This window comes from Fulvivirga sp. AWR4_260, from assembly GCF_056158185.1.
Genome location: NZ_JBSWSU010000015.1, coordinates 846301 through 866127 on the forward strand (window position 1 = coordinate 846301; position 19827 = coordinate 866127).

16 protein-coding genes and 1 riboswitch are annotated in these 19827 nt (G+C 38.0%); of the genes, 7 read left to right on the forward strand and 9 right to left on the reverse strand.

Annotation, left to right across the window (positions count from 1 at the left end; genetic code table 11):
* Positions 1 to 55: 55 nt before the first annotated feature.
* Positions 56 to 1807, forward strand: a complete 1752-nt coding sequence (sppA, locus tag ACXACQ_RS10110; protein ID WP_474975822.1) for a signal peptide peptidase SppA — start codon at positions 56 to 58, stop codon at positions 1805 to 1807.
* A gap of 77 nt (positions 1808 to 1884) precedes the next feature.
* Positions 1885 to 2883 carry a biotin synthase BioB gene (bioB, locus tag ACXACQ_RS10115; RefSeq protein WP_474975823.1) on the forward strand — a complete coding sequence of 333 codons (999 nt, stop codon included), beginning with the start codon at positions 1885 to 1887 and terminating at the stop codon, positions 2881 to 2883.
* A gap of 63 nt (positions 2884 to 2946) precedes the next feature.
* Here bioB and ACXACQ_RS10120 read toward each other — a convergent pair whose 3' ends face one another.
* From ACXACQ_RS10120 to ACXACQ_RS10145, 6 genes are all read right to left on the reverse strand, one after another.
* On the reverse strand, positions 2947 to 3624 hold the full coding sequence (locus ACXACQ_RS10120; RefSeq protein ID WP_474975824.1) for a phosphoadenylyl-sulfate reductase: 678 nt from the start codon (positions 3622 to 3624) through the stop codon (positions 2947 to 2949).
* Positions 3599 to 4201 carry a precorrin-2 dehydrogenase/sirohydrochlorin ferrochelatase family protein gene (locus ACXACQ_RS10125; RefSeq protein WP_474975825.1) on the reverse strand — a complete coding sequence of 201 codons (603 nt, stop codon included), beginning with the start codon at positions 4199 to 4201 and terminating at the stop codon, positions 3599 to 3601. The genes ACXACQ_RS10120 and ACXACQ_RS10125 overlap by 26 nt, the downstream gene beginning before the upstream one ends.
* On the reverse strand, positions 4188 to 4946 hold the full coding sequence (cobA, locus tag ACXACQ_RS10130; protein WP_474975826.1) for a uroporphyrinogen-III C-methyltransferase: 759 nt from the start codon (positions 4944 to 4946) through the stop codon (positions 4188 to 4190). Before cobA ends, ACXACQ_RS10125 begins: the two co-directional genes overlap by 14 nt.
* Entirely contained in the window at positions 4943 to 7078 is a 2136-nt protein-coding gene (locus ACXACQ_RS10135) for a HEPN domain-containing protein (RefSeq protein WP_474975827.1), read from the reverse strand. Before ACXACQ_RS10135 ends, cobA begins: the two co-directional genes overlap by 4 nt.
* A 101-nt stretch (positions 7079 to 7179) precedes the next feature.
* Entirely contained in the window at positions 7180 to 8364 is a 1185-nt protein-coding gene (locus tag ACXACQ_RS10140; protein ID WP_474975828.1) for a trans-sulfuration enzyme family protein, read from the reverse strand.
* A gap of 26 nt (positions 8365 to 8390) precedes the next feature.
* Positions 8391 to 8738 (reverse strand): 4Fe-4S binding protein, encoded by a 348-nt coding sequence (locus tag ACXACQ_RS10145; protein WP_474975829.1) that lies wholly within the window; start codon positions 8736 to 8738, stop codon positions 8391 to 8393.
* A gap of 236 nt (positions 8739 to 8974) precedes the next feature.
* Positions 8975 to 9100, reverse strand: a riboswitch (SAM riboswitch).
* A 224-nt stretch (positions 9101 to 9324) separates the two neighbouring features.
* On the opposite strand from ACXACQ_RS10145, the gene ACXACQ_RS10150 reads away from it, so the two are divergent.
* A complete protein-coding gene (locus ACXACQ_RS10150; RefSeq protein WP_474975830.1) occupies positions 9325 to 10374 on the forward strand; it encodes a M42 family metallopeptidase in 1050 nt (349 codons plus the stop codon).
* 8 nt (positions 10375 to 10382) lie between these two features.
* Positions 10383 to 11006 carry a carboxypeptidase-like regulatory domain-containing protein gene (locus ACXACQ_RS10155; protein ID WP_474975831.1) on the forward strand — a complete coding sequence of 208 codons (624 nt, stop codon included), beginning with the start codon at positions 10383 to 10385 and terminating at the stop codon, positions 11004 to 11006.
* A 123-nt stretch (positions 11007 to 11129) separates the two neighbouring features.
* On the opposite strand, the gene ACXACQ_RS10160 is transcribed toward ACXACQ_RS10155, so the two are convergent.
* Positions 11130 to 11576 carry a hypothetical protein gene (locus ACXACQ_RS10160; protein WP_474975832.1) on the reverse strand — a complete coding sequence of 149 codons (447 nt, stop codon included), beginning with the start codon at positions 11574 to 11576 and terminating at the stop codon, positions 11130 to 11132.
* Positions 11577 to 11590: 14 nt separating this feature from the next.
* Here ACXACQ_RS10160 and ACXACQ_RS10165 point away from each other — a divergent pair, with 14 nt between their 5' ends.
* On the forward strand, positions 11591 to 12247 hold the full coding sequence (locus ACXACQ_RS10165) for a DUF6232 family protein (RefSeq protein WP_474975833.1): 657 nt from the start codon (positions 11591 to 11593) through the stop codon (positions 12245 to 12247).
* Between the two features lie 60 nt (positions 12248 to 12307).
* Here the strand turns inward: ACXACQ_RS10165 and ACXACQ_RS10170 are convergent, their stop codons facing one another.
* Positions 12308 to 13354: a hypothetical protein gene (locus ACXACQ_RS10170; protein WP_474975834.1), complete on the reverse strand. Its 1047-nt coding sequence runs from the start codon at positions 13352 to 13354 to the stop codon at positions 12308 to 12310.
* Between the two features lie 178 nt (positions 13355 to 13532).
* Here ACXACQ_RS10170 and ACXACQ_RS10175 point away from each other — a divergent pair, with 178 nt between their 5' ends.
* Positions 13533 to 13760, forward strand: coding sequence for a DUF3820 family protein (locus ACXACQ_RS10175; protein ID WP_474975835.1), 228 nt, complete (start codon positions 13533 to 13535; stop codon positions 13758 to 13760).
* 1 nt (position 13761) lies between these two features.
* On the opposite strand, the gene ACXACQ_RS10180 is transcribed toward ACXACQ_RS10175, so the two are convergent.
* Positions 13762 to 14139 carry a hypothetical protein gene (locus ACXACQ_RS10180; RefSeq protein ID WP_474975836.1) on the reverse strand — a complete coding sequence of 126 codons (378 nt, stop codon included), beginning with the start codon at positions 14137 to 14139 and terminating at the stop codon, positions 13762 to 13764.
* Between the two features lie 118 nt (positions 14140 to 14257).
* Between ACXACQ_RS10180 and ACXACQ_RS10185 the strand changes: the two genes are divergently transcribed.
* The gene (locus ACXACQ_RS10185) at positions 14258 to 19822 is read left to right on the forward strand and encodes an alpha-2-macroglobulin family protein (protein ID WP_474975837.1); all 5565 of its coding nucleotides are present in this window, start codon (positions 14258 to 14260) and stop codon (positions 19820 to 19822) included.
* Positions 19823 to 19827 lie beyond the last annotated feature (5 nt).

Genomic DNA, 19827 nt, shown 5'->3' on the forward strand with positions numbered 1-19827 from the left:
GCGTATTTATGTATTATGAAGTTGTTATTTTTGGTCCCTTATAAATAAAATAGACATGAAGTTTTTGAGAAATTTGTTGGCCTCTTTTTTAGCATTGGTGATTTTCTCCTTGCTGGGCTTAATAGTTGTGGTTGGAGTTATTTCTATTATGGCTGAAGATGAGCCTGTTGCCTTAACATCTGAAGGTATTTTATATTTAAATCTTGATAAACCTATTTCGGAAGTGGAACTGCAAAATCCTCTGGCGGAGGTAGGGGTTATTTCTACTGTTCCTAATAGCATAGGCTTAGTGCAACTCAAAGAAGTTATTAAGCAGGCAAAGACGGATGATAAAATCAAGGGTATCTTTCTTAATCCTTCAGGCTTACAAGCCGGTATTGCTACCATAGAAGAGGTGAGAGGCGCGCTTGAAGATTATAAAGAAAGTGGTAAGTTTTTAATATCATACAGTGAGTATTATTCTGAAGGAGCATATTACTTGGCCTCAGTAAGTGATAAAATATATATGCAACCCGAAGGGGATTTAGAACTCAATGGTATGAGTGCTAATGTGGTTTTCTTGAAAGGTTTATTTGATAAACTAGGTGTAGAACCTCAAATTTTCAGGGTAGGAGAGTTTAAAAGTGCTGTAGAGCCATTTATTAGAAAAGATATGAGTGAGGCCAGTAGGCTTCAAACTACCTCTATGTTAACTTCTCTGAATGATTTTATGCTTTCAAACATTTCTAAGTCTAGGAGTATCCCGCTTTCTAAGCTAAAGGAAATTTCTAACCTGATGGAGGCAAGATCTCCCAAAACAGCAGTTGAGCTAAAGTTAATAGATGAATTAGCTTATTATGATGCTGTAGAAAAGGATATGATGAGTAAGGTGGAGGTGAAGGAAGGTGAGAAATTGCCTTTAATCAGTTATTCTAAGTATAAAAAGAGTTTTAATAATTATGTGAGTTCTGATAATGAAGTGGCAGTGATTGTGGCTTCGGGAGAAATTCATGGAGGGGAAGGTGATCTTAAAACTATTGGTTCTAAGACTTTTTGTAAAGAAATAAAGAAGGCCAGAAACGATGATGAAATTAAAGCTGTAGTGATAAGGATAAACTCTCCTGGAGGAAGTTTTGTAGCTTCTGATGTAATGTGGAGAGAAATTAAGCTTACTTCTGAAAAGAAGCCTGTAATTGCAAGTATGTCTGATATGGCTGCTTCTGGAGGTTATTACATGAGTATGGCTTGTGATAGCATTGTGGCACAGCCTAATACCATAACAGGTTCTATTGGTATTTTTGGTATGATATTTAACTTCAAGCAGTTTCTTAACGATAAGTTAGGGGTAACGAGTGAAGAAGTGAATACTGGTGAGTTTTCGGGAATGCACACAGCCTCTCGACCATTGACTGAGCAGGAAAAGGCAATAATTCAAAAAGATGTTGAAGAGGGGTATGAAACATTTGTAACTAAAGCGGCAGAAGGTAGAGGCATGTCAGTAGAGGCGATAAAAGATGTGGCTTCAGGTAGGGTATGGACTGGGGCGCAGGCCAAAGAAAGAGGATTAGTAGATGTGTTAGGAACGTTTGACGATGCTATTGTTTTGGCTGCTAAGGCTGCAAAAATTGAGGATGACTATAAGGTTCGCTATTATCCTAAGCAAAGATCAGTTTTCGAACAATTCTTTAAAGATTTAGAAGAAGAAACAAAGACTAAAGCCTTAAAGTCAGAACTAGGAGAATTTTACCCATACTTCAATGCTGTTCAAAAGGTTAAAAAGGTGCATGGAGTACAAGCCAGGATGCCTTATGATCTTTATTTGGATTAAATCTTTCCTTATTTTATAAGGCCTTTTGGTGTTTATGTGCTTAATTTAGACCATCATAAAAATATACTGTAGGTGATATGGCAGAAATAAGAAATGACTGGACTAGAGAAGAAATTACTGAAATATTTAATTCTCCTATCCTAGACTTGATGTATCGTGCTGCTACGGTTCATCGTGAATATCATGAAACTTCAGAAGTGCAGGTGTGTACCTTACTTTCTGTGAAAACAGGTGGATGTCCTGAAGATTGTGCATACTGCCCTCAGGCAGCAAGGTATCATACTGATGTGAAAGTGCATAAGCTTTTACCTACCGAAGAAGTTTTAGCTAAGGCGAAAGAAGCAAAAGATGCTGGTAGCACTCGTTTTTGTATGGGGGCTGCATGGCGCGAAGTTAGAGATAATAAAGATTTTGACCGTGTGTTAGACATGGTAAAGGGTGTAAGTGCTTTGGATATGGAAGTGTGCTGTACATTGGGTATGCTTACTGAAGATCAGGCTGAGAAGTTAAAAGACGCGGGTCTGTACGCTTATAATCATAATCTTGATACTAGTGAGGAGCACTATGGTGATATTATTTCTACCAGAACGTATGATGATAGGTTAGATACGTTAGAAAATGTACGTAAGGCTAATATATCTGTTTGTTCTGGAGGTATTATTGGTATGGGAGAAAGTGATGGAGATAGAGTAGGTATGTTGCATACACTCTCTACATTGCCAGAGCACCCAGAGTCAGTGCCTGTAAATGCATTGGTGCCGGTAGAGGGAACTCCATTAGAGGAGCAACCAAAAGTATCTGTATGGGAGATGATTAGAATGATTGCTACTGCAAGAATTATTATGCCCAAAGCAATGGTTAGATTGTCTGCAGGTAGGGTAAGAATGAATATGGAAGAGCAAGCTTTATGTTTTATGGCAGGAGCTAACTCTATATTTGCAGGAGATAAATTATTAACCACTCCTAATCCTGATACTGTTACGGATGAGGAAATGTTCCAAGTGCTTAACTTAAAGCCGCGAAAAGCATATAAAGGAGAGAAGTCTGTTAAGTTTGAGCAAATTCCTTTGCATTAAGAGAATTAACTCCTTAGATATATAAAAACAAAGGGCTAACAGATATCTGTTAGCCCTTTGTTTTTATATGTGCAATCCACATTCAGTCTTTGATTGGTTGCTCCAGCGGCCTTCTCGGCCTTTTCCTTTCTTGGTACAGTGAGAACACCCAATAGAGTCGTATCCTTTAGCTATTAATGGGTGTGCGGGTAATTCATATATTAATTTATACAAATCAGCATCTTGTGCTGACATGTCAATTAATGGGTGAAATTTTAATATATCTTGCTTTAATTCAAATATACGTGTGTTACTTCTGTTGGCATTTTGGTGAGCCATCAATCCCGAAATCCACACCTTATAATCATTTTTAATCTGACTTAGAGGCTCTACTTTATTTATATAGCAACATAAGTCTTGGTTTAATTTGTAGGTGAAGTTTTGCTTTGTGAATTTATTTTTATTCTCAGGCGCTTTTACCTCAACAAGGTTAAGTTTTAATTTCTTCTGTAGTTCTTTTTTATAGTTAAGCGTTTCTTGAAAATGAAAACTAGTATCAATAAAGTGTACTGGTTGTTCAGGTGCTACTTTGCTTAATATATGTAAAAGAATGGCAGAACTACTCCCAAAAGATGATGTAATAAGGATGTCCTCAGGGGCATAATCATCAAAAAGTTTTTTTATTCTGTCTTGTGGCGTTAAAGGCTCATAAGCTTTGTTGGAGGGAGTAAGGCTATCATTGATCAGACTGTTTGGATTCATGGGCAACCAGGTCTTTTGTGTGTTCATTTAAAATCTTTACTTTTTCTGAGAAACCTACTTTCAGCTTATTTCTTATCAAATGAAGGTTTTGAATTAAGCTGTTGGTTTCGTCAGGAAGAATTTCTTCCAATACTTCTCTAAAGCGCTTAGCGAAAGTAGGCGATTTTCCATTGGTTGATATGCCCAATTTAAGGTCGCCTTTGGTCACAGTTGATCCAAGATAAAAATCACATAGATCAGGGGTGTCCGCCACGTTGGTTAAAATTCTTTGTTGTTTAGCTAAGGCATAAATCTCAGCATTAGTATCTCTGTTATCAGTGGCTAAAATAAGCAACTGTATATCTCCTTCTAAGTCTTTCGGCTCAAAGGGTCTTTCTATCAGCTCTAGTTGAGTTTTTGTAGCCGCTATATCTTTAATTCTATCATCAATAGCTGTGGCTACTATGGTTACATTAGCTTCGGGGTCATTTTTTAATAAAGCTCCTAGCTTTTCTAAACCTACTTCACCACCACCCACAAGTAAAATATGGATTTGATCAATCTTTAGAAAAATAGGAAAAAGCTTATTTGTACTCATAATGATTGTTGTTGTATTCCGGGTGGTGCGTTTTCAAATATTGACCAACGGACTCTCCTATAACAATAAGTGCAGGAGATGGTATTTCGTTTTTCTTGTTTAATATGCTGCTAATACTGCCTGTGGTCACTTTGCCTTCAGGTAAAGAACCTTGTGAAATGATAGCCACAGGCCAGTCTTTTTTATTGTATTTAGTGTATAGGGTTACTATTTCTTCTAATTTATTTAACCCCATAAAGAATATTACTGTAGCACTTGATTGGGCTGCCAGCTCAGCATCTTTTGATAGCTTGCCATTTTTTGTGGTAGCTGTCACTGCCCAGAAACTTTCATTAATGCCTCTGGTGGTCAGTGGAATGCCGTAATAGCCAGGAAGATTAATGCTCGAGATGCCAATCACTACATCGGTACTGATGCCAAAACTCTTAGCGTAGTTTAACTCTTCCATACCTCTAGCAAAAATAAAAGGGTCTCCTCCCTTTAGCCTTACCACGTGCTTGCCCTTTAGTGCGTGCTCTACAATCAGAGTATTTATTTCGTCTTGATTGGCACTATGTTTTCCAGCTCTTTTGCCTACAAATACTAATTCTGCACTGCTTACAGCATATTGTAGTAACTCTGAATTTGCAAGGGCATCGTATAATAATACATCAGCAGAAGCAATGGTTTTTGCTCCTTTAACACTAATCAGGTCCGGGTCTCCAGGCCCGGCCCCAACAAGTGTCAATTTTCCTTTATTCATCATGCTCTGTAATTGTTGATTACTTCTTTTTCAACGTTGCCTTCTTCCAGTTGAGATCTTCTGGTAGTTTTAACTAAGTCAAAAAAGTTTTCAGCTCTAGCTAAGAAAGTCTTAGCGAAACCTTCTTCAGGAGCATGATTGTTAATTTCCAAAGCGAATGATTCAAAGTCAGTTTCTAATGATAAAATACCGCTATCAATATATTCTTTCTGGAAATCTTTTATGATACCTATGTGTGTGTTACACTTTACATCTTTGCTAAGAAGCAATGCTTTTGCTCCAATTACTATAGAGCTATAGCTATGATAAATTGAATCTGAGTAATATCCTTCTTTGAATGATTCTTGGGCATATTGAAGACGCTCGTCAGAGTCGTTAATAATGGTCCCTACCATATCATAGCTTACGCCTGCACATTCCCCTGTACCTATTTCAGGTATGAATGAGTCATCTTGTCCCCAGTCTTTGTAATCATCTTCACTTAATGAGTCTATGTCAGCTAATGGCTTAAGTAAGTTGTAGAAGTACATTTTCCCATTGCGTACAAAGAAATCGTTGAAGTACTCATTGTCCTCGCCATTGGCATCAAAATCATTAAGAAGTATTCTTACTGCTTCCGGAATCCTCTTTGTAGGTAATTTAATTACCTTTTCGGCTACAAAGCCACGGCCTTGCTCATCTACACCGCCACCAAGCACTACCTGAAGAGCAGGGATAACCAAACTCTTATTTTTAATAGAGCTACCATGGAATCCAATATTTGCAATCATATGCTGACCACATGAGTTCATACAGCCACTTATCTTTATCTTGATTTCAGAATTAGCAATCAAATCATGAAATTCTTTGCTAATCATATCTTCAAGTACTTCTGAAATAGCAGTACTGTTAGTTACACCCAAGTTACAAGTGTCGGTTCCAGGACATGCGGTGATGTCCACAATGGTATCACTACCAATGTGAGCGAGGTCTAATTTTTTAAGAATAGTATATAAGAAAGGTAATGCCTCCTTAGTGGCGAACCTTAATAATAAACCTTGTGATATTGTTACTCTGAAGTCGTCAGCAACATAACCCTTTGTTAGTGCTACAAGCTGGCGAGCGGTTTCCGCCTGAATGTTACCGAGTGGAAGCTTTACTTTTACTCCGTAATATCCTTTTTGCTTTTGTTCAAAAGTATTGGTAGCTAACCATTCTTCGTATTCAGCACCAGAAGGTTGCTCAAACTCAGGAAGTGGCTTCGCTGCAGGAGCAATGTTATCAAATCCTGTAGCGTCTACAGGAAGAGAATGTGTTTTATTAGAAGGCTTAACCTCTTCTATTAGTTCTAAGAATTTATCTAAGCCCAAGCCTCTTTTCTCCTCAATGAGGAACTTCATACGTGCTTTAAATCTTTTCTCACGCTCACCGTAGCGGTCAAACACCCTTAGGCCAGCCTCAATAAAAGGTATTACCTTATCTTCAGGTAAAAATTCATAAGCGGTTTGTGCTATAAAAGGTTGAGCGCCTAAGCCGCCACCCACTACTACTTTAAATCCTTTTTGACCATCCTGAATTTTAGGGATAAAGCCAAAGTCATGAATATAAGTAAAGGCGCTGTCTTTTTCGCTTGATGAAAACGCCATTTTAATTTTTCTACCCATATCTTGGTTGATAGGGTTTCTTAAGAAATACTGTGTAACAGCATGTGCATATGGAGAAACATCAAATGGCTCTTCGGGGTCGATGCCCGCAAGAGGAGATGCAGTAACCGTTCTTACAGTGTTACCACAGGCTTCTTTTGTAGTTACACCCGTTTCTTCAAGTTTCGCCCACATCTCAGGAGTGTCTTCCAAGTGGATGTAGTGAAGCTGAATGTTTTGTCTTGTAGTGGCGTGCAGGTTGCCATTAGTATATTGGTCAGAGAGATCTGCTATACGTACAATTTGCTCGCCAGTAAGCTTACCATAAGGTAGCTTTATACGAAACATTTGAACTCCAAGCTGACGCTGACCATACACACCTCGAGTTAAACGAAATGCTTTAAATCTTTCTTCAGGTATAACGCCAGTTTTGAATTTCTCAATTCTTTCTTGCAAGTCAAGAATGTCTTTCTGGGCGGCTGGTGATATTTTGTCGTTAAGTGTTACGCTCATTTCTTCCTGATTTAGGGTTTGGTTTAAAAGTTATTGGCCTATTTGTATATCCGAAAGAGGCCTCTTTTAAACTACTTCCGAATAAGTTTTTTATTAATGCCTCAAGGTTGTTTTGAGTCCCTTAGTGCATTTTCTATATCTTCTATAATATCGTTTACGTTTTCTAGCCCGGCAGAAATTCTTACCAAGCCAGGTAGTATACCTACATTAGCACGCTCTTCGTCAGTGAGCTTAGAGTGTGTTGTAGATGCTGGGTGCGTTGCTATGGTCCGCGAATCGCCTAGATTTGCTGTAAGCGAAAGCATCTTTAATGCATTCAAAAATCTTCTTCCTCTGTCTATTCCTCCTTTCACTATGAATGTTACTATGCCTCCTCCTAATTTCATTTGCTTTTTTGCTAGCTCATGTTTAGGGTGCGATTTTAAAAACGGATATTTTACTACTTCCAGTTCCTCATGCCCTTCTAAATATTCAGCTATTTTTAAAGCATTTTCGCAATGCTTCTCCATTCGTATGGCTAAGGTCTCTAGGCTTTTTGAAAGCAACCACCCGTTGAATGGTGATAATGAGGGGCCTGTATGTCTGGTGAAAAATCTTATTTTTTCAATAAGATCAGCGCGGCCTAATATGGCTCCGCCTATAGTTCTTCCTTGTCCATCTAAAAATTTGGTGGCAGAGTGAGTCACTATGTGCGCTCCAAATTTTGACGGCTGCTGAAGGTAAGGTGTAGCAAAACAATTATCAATATTTAATATTAAGTTATGTTTTTCTGCAAGCTTACCTAGCCACTCCAAGTCAATGATGTCCAATGCAGGGTTTGAAGGTGTTTCCGCAAAAATCAATTTGGTGTTGGGCTGTATTTTTGCTTCCCACTCATCGGGGTTATTAATATCAGCATAAGAATGCGTGATGCCCCATTTAGGGAATATTTGAGTGAAAATTTGATGCGTAGATCCAAATACAGACCTAGAAGCCAAGATATGATCTCCACTTTCTAAAAGCCCAGCCATACTGCAAAACATTGCAGCCATACCCGATGCAGTAGAAAGACCATCTTCTGTGTCTTCTAAAATGCATAGCTTTTCAATGAATTCATCGGTATTAGGGTTAGAGTACCTTGTATATATGTTGCCTTCAATTTCTTCTGCAAACATGGCTCGTGCCTGTTCTGCGTCTTCAAAAGTGAAGCTCGAAGTCATATATATAGGAGTAGTGTGCTCGTTAAAGCTCGACTGCTCACTTTGGTTTCTAATGGCCTGGGTTTCGAAGTGTTTATATTTAGACATACTTGGAGTAAACGTGTTTAATTAAATTATGATGCGTGAAGCCACTCTTGTTTTGCTGTTAACTCATCTTCTGTTTCTTCATAGTCAGGGTCAGGTACGCAGCAGTCTACCGGGCAAACGGCCGCACACTGTGGTTCTTCGTGAAAACCAACGCACTCGGTGCATTTACCAGATACAATGTAAAAGAATTCGTCAGAGAAAGGCTCTTGCTTCTCAGTAGCGTCTACTTCAGAGCCATCTTCTAGTTCTACGGCAGAAAGCTCGGTGCCATCGCCCCATGCCCATTGCTCTCCACCTTCATAGATAGCCGTATTAGGGCATTCTGGTTCACAAGCTCCGCAGTTAATGCATTCGTCTGTTATGTAAATTGCCATATTTTTTCAGTTTAATGATGATTAGAATTAAAGATTTTGTTTAGTAGGTGTATCAATTCCTTTAATCTCAATGCTGAGGTGGAATTATACAGAAGGAAAAGAGAAATTTTCCCTTAGCAACAACAACAGCAAATATGCTTTGCTACAGTGTTGGTAGAAATGTAATGGTTGATTGTTAGCTCGTTGCGTTTGTAAACTGGTGCAGAAATGATATTCATTGTATTCTAAATTTGTCAATTTATATTCTCCTGCTTGCATTTTGCAAGGTCTTAGGATCAGGATTTGGCACCTATATCACGTTTAAACGATTGATGGTTGCCAGAGGGTCTTCGAGCCTGTCTCTCACCTCTTCTTTATAAATCAACTACGCTTTCGAGTAATTGATACTGTAAATATAAGTAGCTTCTTTTTATAACTCCAAATTTCTAGAGCATTTTTGTGTTATTTATACCTAATAAAAATAGTGAGTGTAAATATTGTCTAAGTCTGTGAGTATTAATTGTCTTGTGAATGAACAGAATAATTTTTGATTGGTTAATATTGAATCTAGGTTCAAAAAGAATTTTTAACGTAAAAACAGATAACAATGGCCATAGATGTAAATCTTCTAAAACGCATATGTGAAGCTCCTGGTGCACCTGGTTACGAAAGTAAAATCAGGAATTTGATAGTGAAAGAAGTTAGTCCTTATGTAGATAGCATAGAGATTGATAATATAGGAAATGTTATAGCTATAAAAAAAGGAAGGACAAGTGAGAAGAAGGCCATGGTAGCTGCTCACATGGATGAAATTGGGTTTATCGTTACTCATATTGATGATAACGGATTTCTAAGGTTTACTACATTGGGAGGTTTCGATCCTAAAACGCTTACAGCGCAGCGTGTGATTGTGCATGGCAAGGAAGATATAATTGGTGTAATGGGAACTAAACCCGTGCATGTGATGGAGCCTGAGGAGAGAACCAAAATGCCAAAAGTGAAAGATTTTTACATAGATCTTGGGATGCCCAAAGAGGAGGTGGAGAAAATTGTATCTGTAGGAAATCCTGTAACACGTGAGCGAGGGCTTATAGAAATGGGAGAGTGTGTGAACTGTAAATCGTTGGATAACAGGGTTTCGGTTTATATACTGGTAGAAACGCTTAAAAACTTGAAAGAATGTCCTTATGATGTCTATGGTGTATTTACAGTGCAAGAGGAGGTAGGCTTAAGAGGGGCTAATGTGGCTGCGCATACTATAGATCCCGATTTTGGTTTTGGACTAGATACTACTGTGGCTTATGACCTTCCTGGTGCTGCTCCACATGAAAAGGTAACATCTTTGGGTAAAGGTACGGCTGTAAAAGTGCTAGATGCTATGACTATTTGTGATTACCGAATGGTGGATTTTATGCGTCAAACAGCCGATGAAAATAATATTACTTGGCAAAATGAAGTGTTGGTAGCTGGAGGTACAGATACTGCAGGTTTGCAGCGGATGGGAAAGAGGGGGGCTATCGCAGGAGCGGTTTCAATCCCTACAAGGCACTTACATCAGGTAATAGAGATGTGCCATAAATCAGATATTCAAGGGAGTATCGATCTGCTGTCGGCTTGCCTTATTTCGTTAGATAAATATGATTGGTCACATAAATAAAAAGTAATATGAAAGTGCTGAGAGGAAGTTTAATGCTGCTAATGTTTGTGGGTTTTGCTACAATTAGTTTTGGGCAAATAGTAAAGGCACCAAATTCAGTGCGGTTAACCGGTTCTGTGCTAGATGCTGATCAGGGTAAAACTTTGCCTTATGTTAATGTGAGGGTTAAAGGCACCATGTATGGTACATCTACAGATAATAACGGATATTTTACCATATTTATTAGTGCAGGTGATACGCTTTCTTTCTCGGCAATAGGCTATCGAGATGCTACTTTCATTATGCCTTATGAGGTGAGTTCTGAGCAGTATTCACTGATGCAGTTGATGCGTGAAGAAACAGTATTGCTTAGCGAAGTGGTGATTTTTCCTTGGCCTTCTATAGAAAGCTTTCACAAAGCTTTTATGGATACAAAGCCCAAAAGGAATATGGATGATTTGATCTTTGAGGTGAAGCGTGATTTGGATAAGGATGTAAAAGAAAACGAAGAGAGTAAATATTATTACGATCAGATGAGGTATAACCATTTGTATCAGATTAGTGGGCAAATGCCTCCTAATAATTTTCTCAATCCTATGCGCTGGGCTGACTTTTTAAGGGATATTAATGATCAGAAAAAATCTGATAAATAGAAATCAACAGGTGCTGTGAAGTGCGCAGTGCCTGTTTTACATCCTGCCTCTGGGGTTACTCATTTAGAATGGTAAGCCATTTTATAAAATGCCAGGCACTGACTTGGGTGTTTTATTGGAATTTCACTTCTTGATTTTTTTTGAGCATTTTTTCCTTAAATACTGAATTATTTTTTGGTATTCTGTGTGCTCTTGATAAGACAGATGCAGCCTTTTTCTGTTATCTATGAATTTTATTTCTACCTCCTTAAACGTTCCTGTAGCTGTTTTTACAGTGTTTTCTTTCCAGTAATCTATGTTACTAATGCTGAAATGCTTGGTTTTGAACTGTACAGGGAAGTGAATATCTATTTTTTCTTTTCCTATGGTAACTGTTTGGTAGCCTACTATTGTTTTAGCTAAAATTCCAAGGCCAATGGGCCCCAAAATAAATAATAAGGCAAGATGATACCATGCAGGTGCATTATTGCCATATACCTCTGTGGCTCCGTATATTGCTCCTGCTGCACATATTGCTATAAATGCCCCTAACGAAAAAAGTGTTCCTGTTTTTGGTTTAGATACTATCAAAGCCGGTAATTTTTGTGTGCAAAGAAACAAAAGGAGTAAGAAAAGACACTGTTTTTGTGGAATTATTACTCGTTTCTACTGATCGATGGGCTTGTTTCTTTTGTTTTTGGCCCATTTGGGGTGTGGCACTGCATTTGAATATTGTTAATCGAAAATACAACGCAGTTGACTTAAGAAATATAATAAAAATATATACAGACATGAAAGAGGATATTATATATACAGACGGACACGGTGTTAAAATTACCCGCGATAAATTTTATACTGATCATCATTCATATAATTTAAATGGTATCACTAGTATACACTTACAGCGGTTGCCGGCTACCAAAGCACCTGGCATTGTTTTGTTTTTGTTAGGGTTTGCTAGTATTTTATTAGGCTCTATGGACTTTTTTGCTGATGTGACTTATAATACACAAGAAGCACTTTATTTGATAGATGCCAATATGGTGTCCATAGGTGCGGGTGTTCTTTTTATCTTTGGAGGTATTGTGTGGATGATTGCCGCAAAAGATAAGTATGCGGTGGAGATCACAACGGCAGAGGGTGACAAAAGACCTGTTGTGAGTAAAAGAAGAGAGTATGTGGCTCATGTGGTAGCCTCGCTTAAAAAAGCTTATTATAGATATGTAAAAAGAGAAAGAGTGGAAACCGTAGTAGTTAGCTAATGCCGGAAATAAAACCTTTTTCGATTTATTAAAGCTGTTTGCCCTTCCAAACAGCTTTTTTTATATGGGAAATTGGTAAGTTGATTTTTGCGAAGTAGTCATGTCTAGACTTATTTTTAAGATTTCGCCCATAGAGCTACATTTTAAAAAGTCATCATTGTCATAATGCTTTGCTAAGTCTACTCCCAAGCTTTTAATATTTTCCTTTGTGGATATTTGATCGGCCGACATGGCCGTAAGTAGCGTATCTATTTTAGTGCGGCTCGCTTTTACTCTGGCAGCTATTAATGACCTTTCTTCTTTTTGATATTGCTTAACAGTTTCAGGAGTCATGCATTTTATGCCTATCTGTATTAGAGGATTATTCTGTTTAAAATACTGAGGTAGGTATATAGATTTTCTTCCTTCATAAGATTGCTGATCAAAGTCTATTGCTCTTATACGGTAGTCTACATCTTCGAAATCGGGAGTGATGTCAATTACAAAATTACTACTATGCATATCTCCCAGAAGCCTAACGAAACACCTTTCGTTAAATTTCACGAACTCTTTTGCTAGTCTAATTTGGTTTAAATTGGGTGCTGTAAGGTAGGTTTTCATAAATTGATCGCCCGGTATGCCTACTATGTGCTCTTCTACCAATGTGTCATGGTCTACGGCATAGCTTATCCTGTTTGGTGATAATAGGTGCTCTAGTTCTAAACCATAAATTCGAGATGCATCAGCATGTTTTATGTAGAAGTAATCGAAGTTATCGTTGATTCTGTTCACTATTCTGATCCTGAAAGGTTGAGTGTTTCCATACACACAAAGATCAATTCTGTCTACAAAAAGGTGATCCATTACAGAAAGGTCTCCATCTGCTTTAATAATGGCATATATTTTTTTTAAGCCATAGTGAATGTGTTCCATTTCAGTCTGAGGAAAAAGAACTGTTTCCCATAGCGTATCATTATTATGCTTATCCACCAAAGGCAAAGAATTGTCGTACCGCTGAAGGTCATTATAATTGAGGGGGAGCGAGAGTTCTCTGTCATTTTCTTTAAGGTATTTTCTTAGAAGGTTGCTGACTGGATATGTTTTTTTCTTTTTACTAATAATAGCCATTGAATATGAATCTTGATGAATTTTTTAACGAACCAAAGCAATAGAAATTAGACCTTACCTTGTTTTGTGATTGTAGTGTTTGTGGTATGAATATACGTTTTTTAATGGTTAACATTCATTTCTTGTAAAAGGATATAGTATGATAATAAATCTTATATCGAAGGTTTAAGACAAATGGATGTCTTTTATTTGCAGCAAAATAAATGCACTTATGGAGGATTTTGACATTAATAAAGCGAGGCAAGAGATGGCCGAATTACTTCAATATAAAATGCCTTTTGGTAAGTATAAGGGTATGCTATTGATGAAGCTGCCTGTGGAGTACTTAGTTTGGTTTAGGAGAAAGGGATTTCCTCCGGGTAAATTAGGCAGGTATTTGCAAATAGTTTTAGAAATGAAGGCATAAGTTATAAAGCTTGTGCCTTTCTCATTTTTTGAATGATTGAATTAAGTTCATTCTCTTTTACTCTATAGTATTCTTTTATTTCATCAAAAGAATTTTCGCTCTGCTTTTTAAAGCTACTTACCCATTCTAGAAACTCTTCGTTGGCTTCTTTTAGTTGTGAAGCTTTCATATTATTCTCCCTGTTTTGGGTGTTTATAATGGCAAAATGATTATTGACTGTAGGCATAAGCGAGTCGTATTTTGACATTATCTTATCATAAATAATGTTTAAACTATCTATCTCATAAACAGATAATTGAGCTTTTTGTTGCGTTTTTTCGCATGAAAATAATAGTGTGGCTATAAGCGTGTAGCACAAAGACAATCTGATTAAAATCATTTTTCTGGATAATTATTATTTTTATAATTTTAAATATGAATTAAATTTTATATTTGTTCAATTATTTTGTAATTGCTTTTTATAGTTAATTCTTCCAATTTTTTAATTTTCATTTATTATGGCGGCTTCTAAATCCTTCAGATTGATTTTGGTTGCTGTGGTGGCAGTAATACTGGCCATTACAGCGGTGTTTTATTTTAATGAACCCAGCAGGGCGAAAAATGTTGAGTATCCTACTAATACTATAGATCCAGCGTTCAGTGCTTTTATTTCTTCATATACTGCAGGTGTAATATCATCTCAATCTTCAATTCGAATACGTTTGGCTATGGATGTGGCTGATTCTGCGCAGATAGGCAAGCAGTTGGAGGAGACGGTATTCGATTTTGACCCTAAAATTAATGGGGAGGCATTGTGGTTAGATGCACGTACTATTGAGTTTACACCTGAAAAATCACTTGTATCAGGTCAATTATATAAAGTGAATTTCCACCTTTCTAAGTTGATGGAGGTTTCGGAAAACCTTTCTACACTTACTTATAATTTTCAGGTTATCCATCAAGATTATGATTTAAGCGTAGAGAATGTAGCTACTGTAGCAGATACGGATTTTAGGACTCAGGAAATCAAAGGAGTGTTAAATACTGCAGATAAGGCAGATGAAAAACAGGTAGAGAAAATGCTTGTGGCAGAGCAAGGTGGTCAAAAGTTGCCGGTTAAATGGACGCATGTTCAAAATGAACATTACTTTGTAATTGGAGACGTAAAACGTGGAGATAGCAAAAGCGAAGTTGATTTAGAAGTGAATGGAGAGGCTTTGGGCATAGATAAGGAAATGGAAGAGGATGTGTATATTCCTCCGCTTGGTGATTTTACGGTTACTAATGTCAAGGTGATTCAGAGCCCTAGTCAATATGTTTTGGTGCAGTTTTCAGATCCTTTGCAGGCAGACCAAGAGTTAAAAGGTTTGGTGAAGGTTAGTGGTGTTTATTCATTGAATTATGACGTGAAGGGAAATGAATTATATGTTTATCTACCTACCAGACAAGTTGGAGATAAGTATGTGAGCGTATTTAAAGGCATAAAAAATGCAAAAGGTTCTAGGTTGGGGGGTGAAAGTAAGTATCAGGTTACTTTTTCTCAAATAAGCCCTGATGTGCGTTTGCTTGGCAAAGGAAATATTTTGCCGAGTTCAGAAGGGTTGATATTTCCATTTGAAGCAGTTAACCTAAAGGCTGTAGATGTTGAAATTATAAAAGTATATGAAGATAATGTCATTCAGTTTTTGCAAGCTAATGATTTTGATGGTTCAACGGAGTTAAGAAGAGTAGGTAAGCCCGTGCTAAGAAAGACGGTGGCACTGAATACTTCAGGTATAGTTGATCTTTCTAAATGGAACAGGTTTACGCTTGATCTATCTCAGTTGATTAATGCAGAAGTTGGAGCTATTTATCAGGTAAGGATAAGCTTTAGGAGGTATCAGTCGGTGTTCTTCTGTGGAGAGGCTCCTGAGGAAGAGGATATGATGCCGTTGGAAGAGAGTAATTGGGAGGATGATGATAAAATGTTTAGTCGTTATGATTCTTATAGAAGATATAAATATACCTCTGATTATAGATGGTCTGAAAGGGATAATCCTTGTCATGTAACTTATTATTTGGAGCATGAGGGAGTAAAAAGAAATGTTTTGGCCTCTGATTTGGGTTTGATGGCTAAAAGAGGGAATAGTGGTGAAATATTGGTTGTTGTTACTGATCTGAAAACAGCGCAGCCAATATCTGGAGTAAAGGTTGAGGCCTATGATTTTCAGCAGCAACTTTTAAACACAATTGAAACGGATGCTAACGGTGTGGCGCATATGCCAGCCGGCAGAAGACCTTTTTTAGTGAAGGCTACTAGTGGTTCGCAGCGTGGTTATTTGAAAATGGATGATGGCTCATCATTATCGCTAAGTAATTTTGATGTGAGTGGCTCGGAAGTGAAGGAAGGTATTAAAGGATATATTTATGGCGAGCGCGGAGTTTGGAGACCTGGAGATACATTGCATTTAAGTTTTGTTTTGGAAGATAAGTTAAAGAGACTTCCTGAGTCTCACCCTGTGATAATGGAGCTCTATAATCCGTCTTGGCAGTTGGTGAAAAAGGAGGTGAAAACGCAAGGAGAGAATGGATTTTATAGGTTTGATATAAGTACTGACTCTGAAGCGCCTACTGGTAATTACACCGCTCAGGTTAATGTGGGAGGTGTTCAGTTTACTAAAACGCTCAAGATTGAGACAGTTAAGCCAAATAGATTAAAGATTAAGTTAGATTTTGGAGGAGCCAAGCTAACATCTAATAATAATAGCATTTCTGGAGATCTACAGGTTAACTGGCTGCATGGGGCTCCTGCGCGTGGCTTAAAAGCAGAGTTTGATGTGAAACTTACGCCAGCTAAAACTGTATTTGATAGATTTAGAGCCTATACTTTTGATGATATTGGCCGAGATTTCTACAGCTCAAGTAAAAAGATATTTGAAGGTTATGTAGATGATGAAGGGCATGCAAAAGTAAACGCCAGTTTGTCAGCGGATGGCGAATCGCCAGGTATGCTAATGGCTAACTTCACAGGAAAGGTATTTGAAGAAGGAGGTAATTTTAGTATCGATAATTTTTCATTGCCCTACTATCCTTATAACTCATTTGTAGGTGTTAAGCTTCCTGAGTCTAAAAGTTGGAGTAAATTATTTTACAATAAAACCAATAAGATTAATGTAGCTACTGTGGATTCAGAAGGAAATCCTATTTCAAGAAATGGAGTTGAAATAGCTGTTTATCGACTTTCATGGAGTTGGTGGTGGGATCAGGAAGATGAGTCGGTCGCTAATTATATGAGTAGGTACAGTGTTAGTCCTGTTGTTAGTGGCAGGATCAATACGGTTAAAGGGAAAGGTACTTTTACTTTTGATCTCAATGATTGGGGTAGGTACTATATCCGCGTTTGTGATCCTGTAAGTGGTCATTGTACCGGAGAGGTGCATTATACCTCTTGGGGAGGAGATCAAAGTGATATGCCAGGAGGGGCAGCTATGCTTAATTTTACGGCTGATAAAGAGAAATATGAAGTGGGAGAAACGGCTGTAATTAAGATACCTGGCAGTGATGTGGGAAGAGCATTTATCAGTATCGAAAATGGAAGCCGGGTGTTGCAGTCAAATTGGGCTGATACCAAGAAGGGAGAAACAGAGTTTGCTTTTGAGGTTACTCCTGATATGGCGCCTAATGTGTATGTTTTTGTTACGCTGCTACAGCCTCATAAACAGACTGTAAATGATTTGCCTATAAGGCTCTATGGAGTTATTCCTATTAATGTTGAAAATCCAAGTACTATCCTAAAGCCTAAAATTCAAATGCCTAAAGTGCTAAGTCCTGGGGCTGAAGTAGAGATTAAGGTTACGGAAGAGTCTAAAAAGAAAATGACTTATACTGTAGCTGTTGTAGATGAAGGCTTGCTTGATTTGACGCATTTTAAAACGCCTAATGCATGGGGGTCTTTTTATGCTAGAGAGGCTCTTGGGGTTAAAACGTGGGATATTTTTGATTATGTTATAGGAGCGCATGGAGATAAGGTAGAGCGTCTATTGTCTATTGGGGGAGATGAGCAAGGAGATAAATCTAAGGGAGCCAAGGCAAATAGATTTAAGCCAGTGGTTAAATACTTCGGGCCATTCACTTTAGAGAAGGGAAAGACTAACTCACATAAATTTATAATGCCTCAATATATAGGATCTGTAAAGACTATGGTAGTGGCAGGTTACGAGGGTGCTTATGGCAGTGCAGAGGAGGTGACTCCAGTAAAGCAACCTTTGATGGTGCTAGGGACACTGCCTAGAGTTTTGGGGCCTGAAGAAGTGGTGAAGTTGCCTGTGACTGTTTTTGCCGGTGATAAAAGGATTAAAAATGTGAAAGTGACCGTTGCGACAAATAAATTACTTTCTGTGATAGGTGAAAAAACGAAGACAGTTTCTTTTACGGAAGCCGGTGATAAAGTGGTTTATTTTGATGTGAAGGTAAAGCCCGCGATTGGTATAGCTAAGGTGGATATTACTGCCACTTCAGGTCAGGAAAATGCTAGTCATAGTATCGAGCTCGATGTTAGAAATCCAAATCCTTCAATAACTCGTGTGTATGATGAGTTGCTAGATTCTAGAAAGAGCTTGAGTATGGACTTTAACTCTATTGGTATGGAAGGTACTAACGCTGCCGTACTTGAAGTTTCTAATATTCCTTCCCTTAACTTGGAGAAAAGGCTAAAATACCTCATTAGATATCCTCATGGATGTATTGAGCAGACTACCTCTTCAGTTTTTCCTCAATTGTACTTATCAAAATTAATGGAGCTGTCAGGTGTTGAGAAAAATAGAATTGAAGATAATATAAAAGCTGGAATATCGAGATTGACCAAGTTCCAGAAAAGCGATGGAGGGTTTTCGTATTGGCCGGGAGGAGAAAATTCTGACAGTTGGGGTTCTACCTATGCTGGACATTTTCTAGTAGAAGCAGAAAAGCATGGGTACAAAATACCAGCAGGGATGTTGAGGAACTGGAAAAGATATCAAAAGCAAAAAGCAGCTGAATTTAGAAAAAATAACAATTCTTATTACCGATCAGATTTTATTCAGGCATATAGGCTTTATTCATTGGCTTTGGCAGGCGCAGCTGAGAAGGGTGCTATGAACAGGCTGAGAGAGCAAGGTGGGTTAACATCCGCTGCTGCGTGGAGGTTGGCAGGCGCATATGCTTTGGCAGGGCAAAAGGAAGCTGCTAATGAATTGATCGCATCATTACCTGTAGTGGTGGATAATTATAGGGAATTGAGCTATACCTATGGTTCGTCATTAAGGGATGAGGCTATGATTTTAGAGACATTATCTCTATTGGGAGATAGAAAGAAGGCTGTGCCAGTTTTGCAGGCCATTTCCAAAGAAATGAGTTCAAATAGTTGGTTGAGTACTCAAACAACTGCTTATTGTTTAATTGCTGCTGGCCAGTTCTCTGGTGTGTCGAGTGGTAAATCTATAGATTTCACCTATTCCTTAAATGGGAAAGAGATTAGGGTTACTACGGGCATGTCAATGGCTCAAAGTGAACTAGCTGTGAAAGAAGGAGGCTTGAATAAGTTTAGTCTGAAAAATAATAACGATACGTTCTTATATGTGACATTGGTAGTTGCAGGTACGCCAATGAGAGGTGTTGAAGAGTCTTCTCAGCACGATTTAAGAATGGAAATGGTGTATAAAGATACTGATGGGAAATATATAGATCCTGCTACCATTGAGCAAGGGATGGATTTTGAGGTTGCAGTTACTATTACCAACCCAGGACTAAGAGGTGATTATGAAAATATGGCATTAACGCAGATTTTCCCTTCCGGATGGGAAATTCATAATGCTCGATTAAACGATATGGAGGATTTTAGTGGGCAGTCTGTACCAGATTATCAGGATATTCGTGATGATAGAGTTTATACCTATTTTGATATTAAGGCTAATGAGAAAAAGGTTTTTAAATTCTTGTTGAATGCTAGTTATCAAGGGGAGTTTTACATGCCTGCGGTAAAGTGTGAAGCTATGTATGATAATACTATTAATGCCAGTTTTGCAGGAAAAGAGGTGCGCGTAGTGAAGCCGGATAGAATTCAGTAGTTACT